Here is a 16,151-nt window from a genome sequence, read left to right as displayed (position 1 = left end):
CTCTAATCATGCTGTTGTAAAAAATATCCGACACCGCGTCGTGTCACAATATATTCAGGATGTGAAGGATCGTCTTCAATTTTTTCACGTAACCGTCTAATTGTTACATCTACTGTACGTACATCACCAAAATAATCATAACCCCAAACAGTTTGTAATAAATGTTCACGTGTCATTACTTGCCCCATATGTTTTGATAAATAATGGAACAATTCAAATTCTCTATGTGTTAATTCTATTTCTTCGCCACGCTTTTTAATTGAATAAGCATCAGGATAAATCACAATATCTTTAATAATAATTTCGTTTGTACCTTCTTCAACCTCTTGGGCTGGTTGTGAATAATGACGACGTAAGTTTGCTTTCACACGTGCAATAAGTTCACGTGTACTAAATGGTTTCGTTACGTAATCATCTGCACCTAATTCTAAACCTAACACTTTATCAATTTCAGAGTCTTTTGCTGTTAACATGATAATCGGCATTTCGAATTTTTTACGTACTTCGCGACATACTTCCATACCATCACGACCTGGTAACATGATGTCTAATAATACGATGTCTGGTTCTTCATCGTAAATTAAATCTACAGCATCATTTCCATCATATGCACAAAATACTTCATAACCTTCTTTTTTCAGGTTGAATTCTAAAATATCAGCAATTGGTTTTTCATCATCGACTACAACAATTTTTCTAGCCATTATTAAACCTCATTTCTTCATTATCTTACTTTTCATTTAAGAATCTACATGTTCCCTTATCCTATAATTTACCATTTATACATGCCTAATTCTATCTTTGTAAATAAAAAGTTATAATACTGGATTATATTATAATATCACTTCTATTATCATATCGTAACTTATTTGATATGTCTTTTAATAATAAGTGATGATAGAGTTCTTTTTAGTATAAATAATATACTCTTTTTCGGCAAAATAAAAAGAGTAGGACAGAAATCGCATTTTCTAATAGAGATTTCATTGTCCCACCCCTGCAATGATAACGATGATTGGTAGAGCTTAATATAAGCGCGACGTCTACTGCCTAATTAACAAAAAATCTGAGCTATCTATTTGAGTCTCAGATTCTTAACAAGATCACGCTATTTTCTCGCATAAAAAATGCCCATCCTCTTGGATGGGCAATACGGTCCCGACGGGAATCGAACCCGCGATCTCCTGCGTGACAGGCAGGCGTGTTAACCGCTACACTACGGGACCTAAGATGGTGACTCCTACGGGACTCGAACCCGTGTTACCGCCGTGAAAGGGCGGTGTCTTAACCGCTTGACCAAGGAGCCTCTCTTAAGCACAAAATAAATTATATCAACTCTCTATATCGATGACAAGCTCTTTTTTTAATGTTTTTAGTATATTTTTCCTCTTTTGTTGTACAAAGTAAGTAAACTTTTGAAAATGGTTAAAATTATTAAAAAAGATAAATGTTAAGTCAATAAAATGAACCTTTCTTTTAACAATTCAACGATGCAATAAGCATTTAAATATTTTTTATATTAATCGTTGTTTGATAGCATGAATGGACATACATAATAGGAGGTTAAACAGTTGTCTAAAATATTATTCGTTAATCCTGGTTCAACAGGACATCTCAACCCAACCATCGCTTTATGTAAAGCATTAGTCGAACGCGGAGAAGAGATTGTGTATTATGCAAGTGATCAATACAAAGATAAGTTCAATCATATTGATATGGAAGTTCGAACGCTTCCTACGCAACCTATCATAGAAGCATTCACAACATTTAAGCCAAATAATTTGTACAATGTTATTAATGGACTGTTAAATACCGTAGACCACATTGTTCCGCAAATTTTAGAAGAAATTCAAGATGAACAGTATGATTATTTAATCTATGATTCAATGTTCGGTTGTGGCAATATTATTTCTCAAAAGTTAAACATACCTACTATTGCGTCAGTTACTTCGTTTGCACATACTAAACAAACCTTTGACTTTCTATTAAATAAATTTGCAGAGATACTTTCTGAAGATGAATTAAAACAAGCAGATAAAAATTTCAATAAATTAAAAGAAGCAGTTGAAACTAAATATGACGTTCGTGTGCCTAATCGGTTTGAAGTTATGCATAACCCCGGTGATTTAAACTTGTCTTATGTTATGGAGAACTTCCAAATTAACAAAGAACTGTTCGATTCAGATAGATATTACTTTGCAGGTCCGTCTGTTAAGAAACCACAACCGTCAGAATTTGTACAAAATTTAGATACTTCGAAACCATTAATTTATATTTCGCTCGGCACAGTATTTAACAAAAATATTGGTTTTTTCAATAAATGTATTCAAGCGCTTAAAGATTTAAATATCACTGTAGTCACTTCTGTAGGCGAGGATAAACAACTTGAAGATTTTGATAAAATACCTAATAACTTTATCCTAAAGTCTTATGTGCCTCAAATGGAAGTATTAGAACATACTTCTCTATTTATTACACATGCAGGGATGAATAGTACAAACGAAGCTATTTTATCAGGGGTTCCGATGATTGCAATGCAACAGAGTGCAGATCAACCTGTTGTGGCTCAACAAATTGAAAATTTAAACTTAGGTATTCAGTTAAATTCTGAAGCAGTCACACCTACCGATATAAAGGAAGCGGTAAAGACAATGTTAGACAAACAAGACGAATATAAGCGTAATATAAGTAAGATTATAGATAACAAACAACAACAGAAACCTGGATTTGAATTAGCAGCGGATCGTGTAATTGCTTTCCGCGATGCACATTGTAAGTCTTAATATAAGAAAAAACCTTGTAGTCTAAACCTGAATTGGTCTAGCTACAAGGTCTTTTATTTAGTGTTTACCATAATGATTTAAGTAAATTTGTTTGATTACGGTCTGGGCCGACAGAGAAGATTGAAATATCTACATTACATAATTCTGAAATACGTTCTAGATACTTACGTGCATTCAATGGTAATTCTTCTAATGAACGGCATTGTGTTACATCTTCAGTCCAACCTGGTAATGTTTCAAAGATTGGTTTACTGCGTTCTAAATCTTTAAGGTTTGCTGGATACTCTGTAATTTCTTTTCCATCAATTTCATAAGCAGTACAGATTTTAACATTATCTAAACCAGTCAGTACGTCGATTGAGTTGATAGATAAATCTGTAATACCACTGGCTCTGCATGAATGACGTAACACTACTGAGTCAAACCAACCTACACGACGCGGACGACCTGTAGTTGTACCGTATTCACGGCCGACTTCACGAATATGATGACCGTCATCATCAAAGAGTTCTGTTGGGAATGGGCCATCTCCTACACGAGATGTGTAAGCTTTACAAACACCAATAACTTTAGATACTGATGTAGGACCTACACCGCCACCGACTGTTACGTTACCTGCAACTGGGTTACTTGATGTGACGAACGGGTATGTACCATGGTCAATATCTAACATTACCCCTTGGGCACCTTCGAATAATACCTTTTCTTCATCGATTAATGCGTCGTCTAGCACTTTCGCAGTATCTGTAACAAATGGTGCTAAACGCTGACCAGCTGCATAATATTCTTCAAAAATTTCATCAAATGATGGGCAGTCTTTATCAAACATGCCTTTGAAGTAAGCTGATTTATATTCAATATTTTGTTTTAATAATTGTTCAAATGTTTCTTTATCTAATAAATCAGCAATACGGATACCGATACGTTGAGCTTTATCTACATAAGCTGGACCGATACCTTTTTTAGTTGTGCCGATTTTATTGTCTCCACGGCGTTCTTCTTCATATTCATCTTGTTTGAGATGATAAGGTAAAATAACTTGCGCACGGTTTGAAATACGTAAATTATCTGTAGAGATACCTCTTTCATTTAAACCATCTAATTCTTTTAGCAATGCAACTGGATCGACTACAACGCCGTTACCAATGACTGCTAGTTTTTCTTTGTAAAAAATACCTGATGGTACTAAATGTAATTTATAAGTTTCTCCACCAAATTTAATTGTATGTCCTGCGTTATTACCGCCTGAAAAACGTGCAATCACGTCAGCTTGTTCTGCTAAAAAGTCTGTAATCTTACCTTTACCTTCATCTCCCCATTGTGTCCCAACAACTACGATTGATGACATATGAGCACCTCCAAGTTTTCTCAATTAACCATTTCGTATTTTATCAATACCACAAGTATATTGCAAACAAAATTCGAACATTATATTTTTATAAATTATCAAAATGACCTCTATCTATAGCATATCATTGAATCTTACTAAACTCATTAATATCAATGTTTTTAAAATCATTCATAAATAAACGTGATACATACTTTACTTTATAATATGTCGTTCATTCAGAAATAAAAACCGTACGATAAAACTAAAATTGTTAATATCGTACGGAAAAATTTGTTATACCATTTTTACATATCTGCATGAGCATAATCTATATCTGTAAATTTGTTGTATTGTTTCATGAAATGTAGTTTTACAGTTCCTGTCGGACCGTTACGTTGTTTTGCAATAATGATTTCTATATCGCCATTTTCATCATTCGTTTGGGGTTCGAAGTTTGTGTCGTCATCGTCTTCATCTTCTTCACCGCGATTATAATAATCATCACGGTATAAGAAAGCTACGATATCTGCATCTTGCTCTATCGAACCTGATTCACGAATATCACTCATCATCGGACGTTTGTCTTGACGTTGTTCTACGCCACGGGATAACTGACTTAATGCGATAACAGGACATTCAATTTCTCGGGCGATTGCTTTTAAAGTACGTGATATTTCAGAAACTTCTTGTTGACGGTTATCTGAAAAGCGTGAGCCACTTCCTGCAATTAATTGTAAATAGTCAATCACAATCATGTCTAATCCGTGTTCTTGCTTTAAACGACGACATTTAGAACGGATGTCTGTTATACGAATACCAGGTGTATCATCAATAAAGATTTTTGTACGTGATAATTTACCGACTGCGATAGTAAATCGATTCCAGTCTTCTTCTGTCATCATACCAGTTCTTAATCTATTAGAGTCCACGTTTCCTGAACTACAAATCATACGTGTAGCTAACTGATCTGCACCCATCTCAAGTGAAAATATACCAACTGTAAATTGGTCTTCATGTGTAGCAACTTTTTGCGCAATATTAAGAGCGAAGGCAGTCTTACCTACTGATGGTCGCGCCGCTAAAATGATTAAATCATTACGGTTAAAACCTGCAGTCATCTGATCTAAATCACGATAGCCAGTCGGAATCCCCGGGGTCTGGCCACTATTTTGGTCTAATAATTCTGCGTTTTCATATACGTCTCCGAGTACATCTCGAATGTCTTTAAATCCATCACTTTCACGACTAGATGAGAGTTCTAATATACGACGTTCGGCATCGTTAAGAATCGTATCAAGATCGAGTTCATCGTTATAACCATCATTCGCAATACTATCAGCCGCTTGAATCACTTTACGTTTAATTGCGTGTTTAACTACGATATCTGTATAGAACTGTACATTTCGAGTTGTTGGCACGTTGTTCGCTAATTCTGCAAGATACTGAGGTCCACCCGCTTCATTCAATCTACCTTCTTGTGACAATTGATCCATGATTGTGACGACGTCAATATCTTTATTATCTTCGTTCAAGTTCATCATCGATCTAAAGATGTGTTGATGCGCACCTCTATAAAATGACTCAGGAAGCAATACTTCCTGAGTCGAGTTAATCAATTCTGGATCTAAAATAATGGCACCTAAGACAGATTGTTCTGCCTCGTTATTATGAGGCATTTGGTTTTGTTCATACATTCCATCCATAATGATTACACCTCTTATTTCATCCTTATTACTGTTCTACTGTATGCACGCGAATTGTACCTTCAACTTCTTTATCTAATTTTACAGGTACATTAGTGTAACCTAATGCATGAATTCCATTTGGTAAATCCATTTTACGTTTATCGATTTTAATGTCATGTTGTTCTTGTAACGCTTGGGCGATTTGTTTAGTGCTTACTGAACCAAATAATTTACCGCCTTCACCTGTTTTAGCAGAAACTTCTACTTCAAGTTCGCTTAATTGTTCTTTTAATTTTTTAGCATCTTCAATTTCTTGTTGTCTTTCCGCTTCAGCTGCTTTATTTTGTTGTTCTAATTGTTTTAAATTACCTGGTGTCGCTTCGATTGCGTAATTTTTCTTAAGTAAGAAATTGTTAGCATAACCTACAGGCACGTCTTTAACTTCGCCTTTTTTACCTTTTCCTTTAACGTCTTGTGTGAATATTACTTTCATTTAGTTTCACTCCTACTCATTTGTTCTGTAATTGCTTGTTGTAATTGTGAGATTGCTTCTTCAACCGAAACGTCTTTAAGTTGCGTCGCTGCATTGGTTAAGTGACCGCCACCACCAAGTGCTTCCATTGTTAACTGTACATTGACTGCACCTAGTGAGCGGGCAGACATACCAACGACATTATCTTCTCTTCTAGCGACTACATACGATGCCTCTACACCGTCTAAACTTAACAACTCATCCGCTGCTTGTGCAACTGTGACAGGATGATAAATCTTTTCTTCTGAACCGTGGGCAATTGCCACGCCATGTTCTTGTAGTTCGACAGTTTGAATGAGTTCCGTACGATTGATATACGTATCGATATCATCTTTTAAGAAATGTTGCGTTAATATCGTATCGGCACCATGTGCACGTAAATAACTTGCCGCATCAAACGTTCTTGAACCTGTTCGTAATGTGAAGTTACGCGTATCGACAATAATACCTGCAAACATCACTGTTGATTCAAGTCTTGTTAAACGTTGTTCTGTCGGTTGATATTCTAATAACTCAGTAACTAACTCAGCTGTAGAGCTGGCATAAGGTTCCATATAAATTAATAATGGACTTGAAATAAAGCTCTCTCCACGTCTATGGTGGTCGATGACAACTTTACGGTTTGCTTTATTTAAAATGTTTTCATCGATGACCATTTCAGGTTTGTGTGTATCTACTACGACTAACGTTGTCTTAGAAGTCATGATGTCCCACGCTTCATCTGATGTAATAAAACGTTCTTTCAATTCTGGTTTCTCATTTACAGAATCCATAACGCGTCGTAACGTCGGATCAATATCAGAATCATTTAATACGATGTATGCATCTAAGTTATTCATCATGGCAAATCGTGAAACACCGATAGCCGCACCGATAGCATCTAAATCTGGACGTGTATGTCCCATGATAATGACTTTTTCACCTTCCATTAAGATGTCTTTCAGTGCATGTGAAATAACACGCGCTCTTACTCGTGTACGTTTTTCCATCGGGTCAGTCTTACCGCCGTAGAAACGCACGTTACCATTCATATGTTTAATCGCTACTTGGTCACCACCGCGTCCTAGCGCTAAATCTAGTCCTGATTGTGATAACTCACCTAAATCGATTAAGTTCTCTGACCCTTCACCAATTCCGATACTCAATGTTAATTGGGCACGATAACCGACACTTTTTTCTCTTAATTGGTCTAAGATTCCAAAGTTATTATCCTCTATTTCGTTTAAAATTCGTTGATTTAAATAAGCTACGAATTGATCTGAACTATAACGTTTAAAGTAAACATCGTGTTCCGTCGCCCATTTGTTAATGACACGCGTTACCATAGAATTGATTTCCGAACGTTGTGTGTCATTCATATTTTGCGTTATTTCATCATAGTTATCTAAAAATAACGTTGCGATAATTGGTTTAGAATCCTCATACAATTTGTTAGTTTGAACTTCTTCAGAAATATCGAAGAAATATAATACTTTTTCATTTTCTGCGTACTGTACGCGATAGTGATGTTCATTGTCTTCGATTTCAATTTCTTGTGTTTTTTCTAATTGTTTCAAAATGTTTGGATAAACTTCATTTACTGGGTCAGAAATTACATTGCGGTTGACCCTTTCCGACATGAATTTGTTCATCCATTCAATATTTTCATTGTCATCTAGAATGATCATTCCAATAGGTAAGTTTTTAATTGCGAGATTGTTACCTACTGAAACACGTCCACTTAAATCGTCAACATAGTTGTCTAATCTTTGAAAAGCCTGTCTTACCAAAAATAAAGTCCCAATTATTATAAGTATTAAAGCAATTGATGCGATGCCAGCAACGAGCTGATTAAATATAAACCAGATCACAACTAACGCAATTGCTGTTAACACCATAATAATAAATGGTAAAACTAATGCTTTTTTAGTGGATTGACGGTTCATTTTTCCACCTCTAATCATTTTTTAATGATACCTTTTAAATTGATGTATAAATCAATCACGCCCAGTAAAGTTACAATATGTGTAAATGGATTAATAAACGTACCGAAAACGATAAACATAATTGTAATTACGAGCGGTAAAGATTTCGCTTTTCCGAAATAATGTATAACACTTAAACCCTGAATATACATACATAATGATAACACAATTTCCATATTTAATACGACACTTTGGAAAGTACCCTGTTGGCTGGCAAACATAACACAAAGCAACACAATTAAATATATGTAAAGTAACGTTTTGCTCATCTGCCATGCATATAATGGCTTGAAAATAGGTGTTGCGATTTTAAATTTACGTAGCAATGGGAACGTAATTAATAAATTAACCAACACGAAAATAAATATTGCGATAATGATATAACTTGGTATTTGAACCGTCATTTGACGAAAACTTTCGTCAAACATTCCTTTAAAATCACCTGAAACCGAACTCTCTTCCATCATTTGTTTGATTTGGTGCTTAACTGGTTTCATCAGACTCATTAGTTTAGGTAATTGGGAAAGTGATTGTAACACCATAATCGTTATTAAGACGATCATACTTATGTAAGTTGTTGTTATATAAAGAATTCTTTCTTTTGTTGTACGTTCCTTTAGCAATTGCCCTATAACAAAGCTCATAATTAAGATGATAATCATGAAACTCAATACAAAGATATTACCAAATAACGTAGATAATACGACTGTAGCCACGGCAGCTATACCATATGATTCTACAGATTTATGCCAGAGAATAATTCCTGGTATCGTTGCAAAAAGGGTTAATATGAGACCCAAAGGTGGCAATATATGTAGAATTGTAGCGACTATTAATAGCGCCAATATACTCAGTATAGTTGCCTTTGGATAAATTTTAGAAAACAAGTTCGCCACTCCTATACTATTTTTAACTATACGTACCATTCTAACCTCTTTAAAACTTTTACACAATTTAACTGGCTATATTTTTAATAGATAGAGTGTTTGAGAAAATGTTTCTATTATTTATTATTAATTCATTTCCTTTATCAACAGTTTTTAAAGTTCAATATTCCATTTTTGTTGCTTATGCGTGATGAATAAATTCAGTATTTTTATTTGCGCTTTATTTTTGAAACCTTTAAAAAATGATAGAGATTTGGCGCCCAATCGTTGAAGTTTAATAAAAAGCCATCATGCCCTACATTATCTGGCACAAAGCAATGTTTGTGATATTTAAAGCGTTCTCCCATTGCTTGTACTAAATCATTTGGATAAAGTAAATCATCAATAAACCCGAGTGTCATCACTTTGGTATTTAAATTCGCGAATACTTCGTTTACGTCATTTCTACCACGGTCAATATCATGACTATCTAAGACGTCCAGCAGTGTTAAATAGCATTGGGCATCAAAGTTATTCTTAAACTTATTACCTTGATGTTGCTGATATGAGACTACTTCTGAAGGTGTGAAACGTTGGTCATAGCTTTTAGAGGAACGGTAAGTTAAGAAGCCCAGTTGTCTTGCTATACTTAACCCCTCTTCATTATCTAGGTGTATCGCTTGTCTAGCAATCTCATTAAAGGCTCTACTGTAGGAGGAAGTCTTATCAGTTGCAGCAAGTATTACTGCTTTATCTATCTCAAAACGACGATTATATAATAGTTCAAGTGTTTGCATACCGCCTAGTGATCCTCCAATCACGATATTAATTCGACTGTAATCTAACGCCTCAAGACCTTTTTCAATTGCTCGTACAAGGTCTCTCAAAGTAAGTTTCTGTGGAAAGTTAGGATCATTTAATGCAGAACTAGAACCATAAGGACTTCCAATGACGTTAAATGTCAGAAACTGGTAGTCGTGTACAGGCATATAACCACCATCAATAATCTCTCTCCACCAACCTGGCTCCGCATCTGTGCCATAAGTTAAATGATCACCCGTTAAAGCATGACAAACTAACACTAACGGTTGTCCTGCATACCCCACATGTTCATAACGTAATTTTAAGTTGTTTATCGTTTCACCTGATTCAGTAGTAAATGAACCTAACTCTAAAGTATCTACTGTATAATTCGTCATTGTTAGCCTCCTCAGTTTTATTTTCCACAAATTAAAATCGTAATATCCTGAATAATGAATGTGTATTACCTTACATGAATATTCTAATCAATGCTGTCATTAACATGCCAAATATTATTGTAGACGTTAAACTACGTGTCCAAAATGCAACGACTATCGTTGGAAAGACAGTAATTACAAACGGTAAATTTAAACTATAACCAAATCCACTTTCATGTTGCTTTATCACGCCGTCAATAACTAATGCTGTAAATAAAGTAATTGGTATAAATGAAAGCCATTTTTCTATGCGTTCTGACAAACCAACTTTGGATATAAGAACGAATGGTATAACGCGTGTTAACCAAGTTACAAGACCACATAAAACTATAATAATGAGTATATGCGTTGTTGAGGTCATCGATCTAACACCACCCCTAAAAATGCTGCCAACGTAGAGGCAATAAGAATTGCAATATATGTAGGAACAAACATACTAAACCCAAACATCATCACAATTGTACAGAGGATAAGTTTTACATAAATTGAAATTCGTTTACGTGAAATCGTCTCAAATTGAGATACTGCTAAAAAAATAAACATCGCAATAATTGCGAAATCTAATCCAAAACTCTCAGGATTTTTAATTTGTTTACCAAATAAAGCACCTGCTATCGAAGCTAATGTCCAAAATGTATACGCTGTAATATTTAAACCATGTAGCCACCGATCGTTTATCTTTTCCCCTTTCACGTGAGGTGTAATGGCTACACCAAATGTTTCATCAGTAACTAATGAAGCCAGACCGATACGATTTAAAATTCCATAATTTTTAAAATTCGGTGCTAATGTCAGACTTAAAAGGAACATCCTGGAATTGATAATAAATGTGGTTAAAACAATCGCATATAATGGCGTTCCCGCAATAACTAACGAACATATTACAAATTGCGCGGACCCAGCATAAACTAATAATGAGAGTAAGATGATTTCTATTAAATGGAAACCGGAAGAAGTTGCGACTATTCCAAATGACAGACCAATTCCTACATATCCTAATAAAGTCGATATACATTCCCTAAAGCCTTGCCTAAATGATAGATGTTCTTCCAAACTTCCACCGCCTCTTTTTTAAAATAAGTATTGCTATTCTAATACAAAATTCAGAAAACTCCCACCTGTTTTAGTATCGCGTTTGTGTGGCCGAAGACAAACGTTTGTCTATTAAGATTGAAATATCAACGATTTAAAGAATTTGTAATTTTTAAAATATTTTTAGACATCCCTCTATATTTTTGGCTTTTTACACCTCCCCTACTACTAAATAATTAATGTAAAAAGCTTATAAGTACAGGGGTTTTAGTTTTATAAATCAAAATAAAAAAGGTAGAAGCTTTTATGAGCTTCTACCTTAAATGAATAGCGATTTCGTTATTAACTATTACTCTATCTTTTAAAATAATCTCTTCTAATTTATTTAAAAGGACGAATTTCTGTTTTTCCACCCATGAATGGTACAAGTGCTTCAGGAATTGTTACTGAACCATCCTCGTTTTGATAGTTTTCAACGATAGCCGCAAATGTACGACCTACTGCAAGTCCACTACCGTTTAATGTATGCACTAATTCTGGTTTTGCTTTTGTATCTCGTTTGAAACGGATATTTGAACGACGTGCTTGGAAATCAGTAATATTTGAACAAGAACTAATTTCTTTATATTCATTATAACTTGGTAACCAAATTTCTAAATCATATGTTTTGCTTGAACCGAATCCGATGTCGCCTGTACATAAGATCACACGACGATAAGGTAATCCAAGTTCTTCTAATATCGCTTCAGCATTTGTCGTCATTTCTTCTAATGCGTCCCAAGAATCTTCTGGTTTTTCGAAACGTACCATTTCAACTTTATCAAATTGGTGGAGACGGATAAGACCTCTTGTATCTCTTCCTGCTGAACCAGCTTCACTACGATAACATGCAGATTGTGCTGTAAATTTCTCAGGTAAGACATCCGGCTCAATAATTTCGTTACGATAATAGTTTGTTAAAGGAACTTCTGCTGTAGGAATTGTATAAAGACCTTCTTTTTCAACTTTGAATAAATCTTCTTCAAATTTAGGTAACTGACCTGTGCCGTACATAGAATCTGCATTCACTAATTGAGGTACCATCATTTCAGTATAACCATGTTGCGTTGTATGTTTTGTTACCATGTAGTTCATTAACGCACGTTCAAGTTGTGCACCATCACCAGTTAAATAGACAAATCTTGCTCCAGATACTTTAGCAGCTCTTTCGAAATTTACCATTTTCAATTCTTCCACTAAATCCCAGTGGGGTTTAGCTTCGAAATTAAATTCACGCGGTGTGCCCCAACGTTTAAGTTCTACATTGTCTTCATCTGATGCACCTTCAGGAACATCATCATGAATTAAGTTAGGGATACGAGATAACTGATCGTTTAGTTCTGCATCTACTTTATTTAATTGTTCATCTAAAGCTTTGATTTCATCACCTAAGTTACGCATTGCAGCAATCGCATCGTCAGCATTTTCTTTGTTACGTTTTTTCTGAGCGATTTCACCACTTACTTTATTACGTTCAGCTTTCATTTCTTCAGCTTTACTAATCAATTCACGGCGTTGGTCGTCTAACTTTAATACGTCATCAACAACACTGTCGTCCATGCCTCGCTTAGTAACTTTCTCTTTAACTAAATCTGGTGTCTTACGGAATAACTTAATATCCAACATAAAAATTTCATCCTTTCGAAGATAAATTTGAGGACTCCGCGTATAAAAAAAGACCACATCCCTTACCCAAGGGACGTGGTCTACGCGTTGCCACCCTATTTAACAGTCTAATTTAGACTGCGCTCACACTAAAATAACGGTTAAAACCGATTGTTCTTTCATATAGTAGGTAGATTCGCATTAATATTGATTACTTGTTCACACTTACCACAAGCTCTCTGAAATCGAATAATTAATGTTACTTGTCCTACGAACAATACTATTATTAACTTAAATTAAATATAGCAAATCAATTTTGTGATTTCAAGCATGACACGCACTATACTGTTTCTTTATAAGCTGCTTCTTGCAGATATTGTGATACTGCTTCAATATCTTTATGGAATTGACGATCTTCTGTAATAGAAGGAACAATTTTTCGTAATTGATTATATTTTTCGTATGTTTTTGGTGATAACTTTTTAACATCTTTATGTTCGACTGCTTGTAATGCGATGATTGTTTCAATTGCTAAAACACGACGAGCGTTTTCAACAATTTGATAACCGTGTCGTGAAGCAATTGTCCCCATCGAAACATGATCCTCTTGATTGGCTGAAGACGGAATCGAATCCACACTTGCTGGATGTGCCAGTGTTTTATTTTCTGAAACGAGACTTGCCGCAGCGTATTGCATAATCATGGCACCACTTTGTAAACCTGGTTGCGGACTTAAAAATGCCGGTAATCCTTGGTTTAATTGAGGGTTTACTAGACGTTCTAGACGTCGTTCTGAAACATTGGCTAACTCGCTTGTTCCAATTTTCAAGAAATCTAAAGCAAATGCGACAGGTTGACCATGGAAATTTCCGCCTGAGATCACTAATGTTTCATTGTCATTATCAAAGATAAGCGGATTATCGTTCGCAGCGTTCATTTCATATTCTAGTTTTTCTTTTACATAATTGAAGACTTGGAAACTTGCACCATGAATTTGAGGAATACAACGTAATGTATACGCGTCTTGTACTCTTATATCACCTTGTTTTGTCGTTAGTTCTGAACCTTCTAGCCAGTCTCTCATACGTGCTGCCACTTCAATTTGTTCTGGATGGTTTCTTACTTTATGTACGTTTTCATTATAAGCATCTGTAATACCATTTAAAGCTTGATGTGTTAATGAAGCAATCCACTCTGCTTGTAACCCTAAACTTTCCGCTTCAATATGACTAATGATACCTTGTGCTGTCATTGGCTGCGTACCATTAATCATCGCTAAACCTTCTTTAGCCTTTAGCACATGTGGTTCACGATTTAAGCGTTTTAAGACGTCCCGACTGTCTAATCTTTGATCTTCATAATAAACTTCACCTTCACCAATTAACGCTAATGTTAAATGAGATAATGGTGCTAAATCACCCGAAGCTCCTAGTGAACCTTGCTCAGGGATAACTGGGATAATACGATGATTAATGAAATATTGTAATTGATCAATCAAAGCTTCTGAGGCACCAGAATGTCCTTTGATTAATGTATTGAGTCGTAATACCATCATGACTAATGCTACGTTTTTAGGGAAAGGTTTGCCCATACCACATGAATGGGATCGAATTAGGTTCGTTTGTAATTGATTATATTCACCTTCGTCAATGCGTACGTCACTAAATAATCCAAAACCAGTTGTTATGCCATAAATAACTTGTTTATTTTCTATAATATCTTCAACGATTTGTCTGCTTTTTCTAACTCTTTCTAATGTGAGATCTCCAATGCTAACGGTATCTGAATGCTCTAAAAAATGCTTAATTTCATTAATTGTTAATGATTCACCATCTAAATGTAATACCATTCTTCCATCTCCTTTGTTTTAAATAAATCCTTTGTTTAATAAAAAGTATACGCTTACATTTTTTGAAGAACAACACTTAGCACAATATCCGTAATGTATTATTAAGTTACCGATTTAATAGGGTAAAGTTTAACTTAACAAAGGTTAATGTAACTTTATAAATTCTTTACGAATCAAAGTATTGACTTACGACCAAAGCAGGTATAATATACACTATTGTATTTAGAAATTGTTGTTTTGACCGTATTGTTATCAATGGATATGAGCACATTATTTTCACATAGTATATTACCTTTTCATATAGGATATAAGCTCGATAGTGGAAATTATATGCAATGCTCATACTTCATTTATTTTTGCAAGACGTACGATACAAATAGAAATGAGTATTTATTTAAGGGAGGTTTCAATTGTGGAAGTTTTATCATCAGTTAACATACCGAAACGTAATGAAGAAACTCACAAAGGTGATTACGGAAAGATTCTTTTAATCGGTGGAAATGTAAATTTAGGCGGAGCAATTATGCTAGCAGCACGTGCATGTGTATTTAGTGGAAGTGGGTTAATTACTGTAGCTACACATCCTACTAACCATGCAGCGCTTCATTCACGTTGTCCTGAGGCTATGGTTATTGATATCAATGATACTAAGATGTTAACGAAGATGATTGAGCATACAGATTGTATCTTAATCGGCCCTGGATTAGGTTGTGACTTTAAAGGGAACAACGCAATTACTTTCTTATTGCAAAATATCCAACCACATCAAACTTTAATTGTGGATGGCGATGCAATTACTATATTTAGTAAATTGAAACCGGATATCCCTTCATGTAACGTGATTTTTACACCGCATCCAAAAGAGTGGGAGCGTTTAAGTAACATTCCTGTAGATGAACAAACATATGAACGCAATCGTGAAGCGGTTGATCAATTAGGTTCTACGGTTATTCTTAAAAAGCACGGCACAGAAATTTACTTTAAAAATAGTGATTACAAATTACCTATCGGCACACCTGCAATGGCAACAGGTGGTATGGGTGATACTTTAGCTGGTATGATTACAAGCTTTATCGGACAGTTTGATAATTTTGAAGAAGCGGTAACAAGTGCGACTTATACACATAGTTATATTGGCGAAGAGTTATCTTCTTCAATGTATGTCGTTCCACCTTCAAGATTAATTAATGAAATTCCATATGTGATGAAATCATTAGAAAGTTAAATT

Annotated in this window: 13 protein-coding genes, 2 tRNA genes and 1 other annotated feature; of the genes, 2 read left to right on the top strand and 13 right to left on the bottom strand. The window is 35.0% G+C overall.

Annotated features, from left to right (window positions below; all coding sequences use genetic code 11):
* Positions 1-2: 2 nt before the first annotated feature.
* From yycF to NGI30_RS10430, 3 genes are all read right to left on the bottom strand, one after another.
* Complete coding sequence (gene yycF, locus NGI30_RS10440) at positions 3-704, bottom strand: response regulator YycF (protein WP_251521661.1); 702 nt, start codon at positions 702-704, stop codon at positions 3-5.
* A 449-nt stretch (positions 705-1,153) separates the two neighbouring features.
* Positions 1,154-1,226, bottom strand: a tRNA-Asp gene (locus NGI30_RS10435).
* 5 nt (positions 1,227-1,231) lie between these two features.
* Positions 1,232-1,306, bottom strand: a tRNA-Glu gene (locus NGI30_RS10430).
* A gap of 265 nt (positions 1,307-1,571) precedes the next feature.
* Here NGI30_RS10430 and NGI30_RS10425 point away from each other — a divergent pair.
* Positions 1,572-2,783: a macrolide family glycosyltransferase gene (locus NGI30_RS10425; protein ID WP_251943762.1), complete on the top strand. Its 1,212-nt coding sequence runs from the start codon at positions 1,572-1,574 to the stop codon at positions 2,781-2,783.
* Between the two features lie 64 nt (positions 2,784-2,847).
* Here NGI30_RS10425 and NGI30_RS10420 read toward each other — a convergent pair whose 3' ends face one another.
* The 10 genes from NGI30_RS10420 to hutH form a co-directional block, all read right to left on the bottom strand.
* Positions 2,848-4,131 carry an adenylosuccinate synthase gene (locus NGI30_RS10420; protein ID WP_251521657.1) on the bottom strand — a complete coding sequence of 428 codons (1,284 nt, stop codon included), beginning with the start codon at positions 4,129-4,131 and terminating at the stop codon, positions 2,848-2,850.
* A gap of 287 nt (positions 4,132-4,418) precedes the next feature.
* Entirely contained in the window at positions 4,419-5,816 is a 1,398-nt protein-coding gene (gene dnaB, locus NGI30_RS10415) for a replicative DNA helicase (RefSeq protein WP_251521655.1), read from the bottom strand.
* Positions 5,817-5,844: 28 nt separating this feature from the next.
* Complete coding sequence (rplI, locus tag NGI30_RS10410; RefSeq protein ID WP_251521653.1) at positions 5,845-6,291, bottom strand: 50S ribosomal protein L9; 447 nt, start codon at positions 6,289-6,291, stop codon at positions 5,845-5,847.
* Positions 6,288-8,255, bottom strand: a complete 1,968-nt coding sequence (locus NGI30_RS10405) for a DHH family phosphoesterase (protein ID WP_251943757.1) — start codon at positions 8,253-8,255, stop codon at positions 6,288-6,290. The genes rplI and NGI30_RS10405 overlap by 4 nt, the downstream gene beginning before the upstream one ends.
* Before the next feature lie 14 nt (positions 8,256-8,269).
* A complete protein-coding gene (locus tag NGI30_RS10400) occupies positions 8,270-9,196 on the bottom strand; it encodes a DUF2232 domain-containing protein (protein ID WP_251944006.1) in 927 nt (308 codons plus the stop codon).
* Between the two features lie 194 nt (positions 9,197-9,390).
* Positions 9,391-10,359: a homoserine O-acetyltransferase MetX gene (metX, locus tag NGI30_RS10395; protein WP_251943754.1), complete on the bottom strand. Its 969-nt coding sequence runs from the start codon at positions 10,357-10,359 to the stop codon at positions 9,391-9,393.
* A 70-nt stretch (positions 10,360-10,429) separates the two neighbouring features.
* Positions 10,430-10,759, bottom strand: a complete 330-nt coding sequence (locus tag NGI30_RS10390; RefSeq protein WP_251943752.1) for an AzlD domain-containing protein — start codon at positions 10,757-10,759, stop codon at positions 10,430-10,432.
* Positions 10,756-11,451, bottom strand: coding sequence for an AzlC family ABC transporter permease (locus NGI30_RS10385; RefSeq protein WP_251943748.1), 696 nt, complete (start codon positions 11,449-11,451; stop codon positions 10,756-10,758). Before NGI30_RS10385 ends, NGI30_RS10390 begins: the two co-directional genes overlap by 4 nt.
* A gap of 360 nt (positions 11,452-11,811) precedes the next feature.
* Positions 11,812-13,095: a serine--tRNA ligase gene (gene serS / locus NGI30_RS10380; RefSeq protein WP_251943746.1), complete on the bottom strand. Its 1,284-nt coding sequence runs from the start codon at positions 13,093-13,095 to the stop codon at positions 11,812-11,814.
* A 66-nt stretch (positions 13,096-13,161) separates the two neighbouring features.
* Positions 13,162-13,359 (bottom strand) — a binding site (T-box leader).
* Between the two features lie 55 nt (positions 13,360-13,414).
* Positions 13,415-14,923: a histidine ammonia-lyase gene (hutH, locus tag NGI30_RS10375; protein ID WP_251943743.1), complete on the bottom strand. Its 1,509-nt coding sequence runs from the start codon at positions 14,921-14,923 to the stop codon at positions 13,415-13,417.
* Positions 14,924-15,335: 412 nt separating this feature from the next.
* Between hutH and NGI30_RS10370 the strand changes: the two genes are divergently transcribed.
* The gene (locus NGI30_RS10370) at positions 15,336-16,148 is read left to right on the top strand and encodes an NAD(P)H-hydrate dehydratase (protein ID WP_251521639.1); all 813 of its coding nucleotides are present in this window, start codon (positions 15,336-15,338) and stop codon (positions 16,146-16,148) included.
* Positions 16,149-16,151: the final 3 nt, after the last annotated feature.

Origin of the sequence: Staphylococcus sp. Marseille-Q5304, assembly GCF_943737015.1 — a bacterium.
GTDB lineage: Bacteria > Bacillota > Bacilli > Staphylococcales > Staphylococcaceae > Staphylococcus > Staphylococcus hsinchuensis.
This window is presented reverse-complemented; position numbering and strand designations above follow the sequence as displayed.

Bases quoted from the DNA above. Each gene is read 5' to 3' on its own strand.
- yycF (WP_251521661.1), bottom strand. From the start codon at position 704: ATGGCTAGAAAAATTGTTGTAGTCGATGATGAAAAACCAATTGCTGAT.
- NGI30_RS10420 (WP_251521657.1), bottom strand. From the start codon at position 4,131: ATGTCATCAATCGTAGTTGTTGGGACACAATGGGGAGATGAAGGTAAA.
- dnaB (WP_251521655.1), bottom strand. From the start codon at position 5,816: ATGGATGGAATGTATGAACAAAACCAAATGCCTCATAATAACGAGGCA.
- rplI (WP_251521653.1), bottom strand. From the start codon at position 6,291: ATGAAAGTAATATTCACACAAGACGTTAAAGGAAAAGGTAAAAAAGGC.
- NGI30_RS10405 (WP_251943757.1), bottom strand. From the start codon at position 8,255: ATGAACCGTCAATCCACTAAAAAAGCATTAGTTTTACCATTTATTATT.
- metX (WP_251943754.1), bottom strand. From the start codon at position 10,359: ATGACGAATTATACAGTAGATACTTTAGAGTTAGGTTCATTTACTACT.
- NGI30_RS10390 (WP_251943752.1), bottom strand. From the start codon at position 10,759: ATGACCTCAACAACGCATATACTCATTATTATAGTTTTATGTGGTCTT.
- serS (WP_251943746.1), bottom strand. From the start codon at position 13,095: ATGTTGGATATTAAGTTATTCCGTAAGACACCAGATTTAGTTAAAGAG.
- hutH (WP_251943743.1), bottom strand. From the start codon at position 14,923: ATGGTATTACATTTAGATGGTGAATCATTAACAATTAATGAAATTAAG.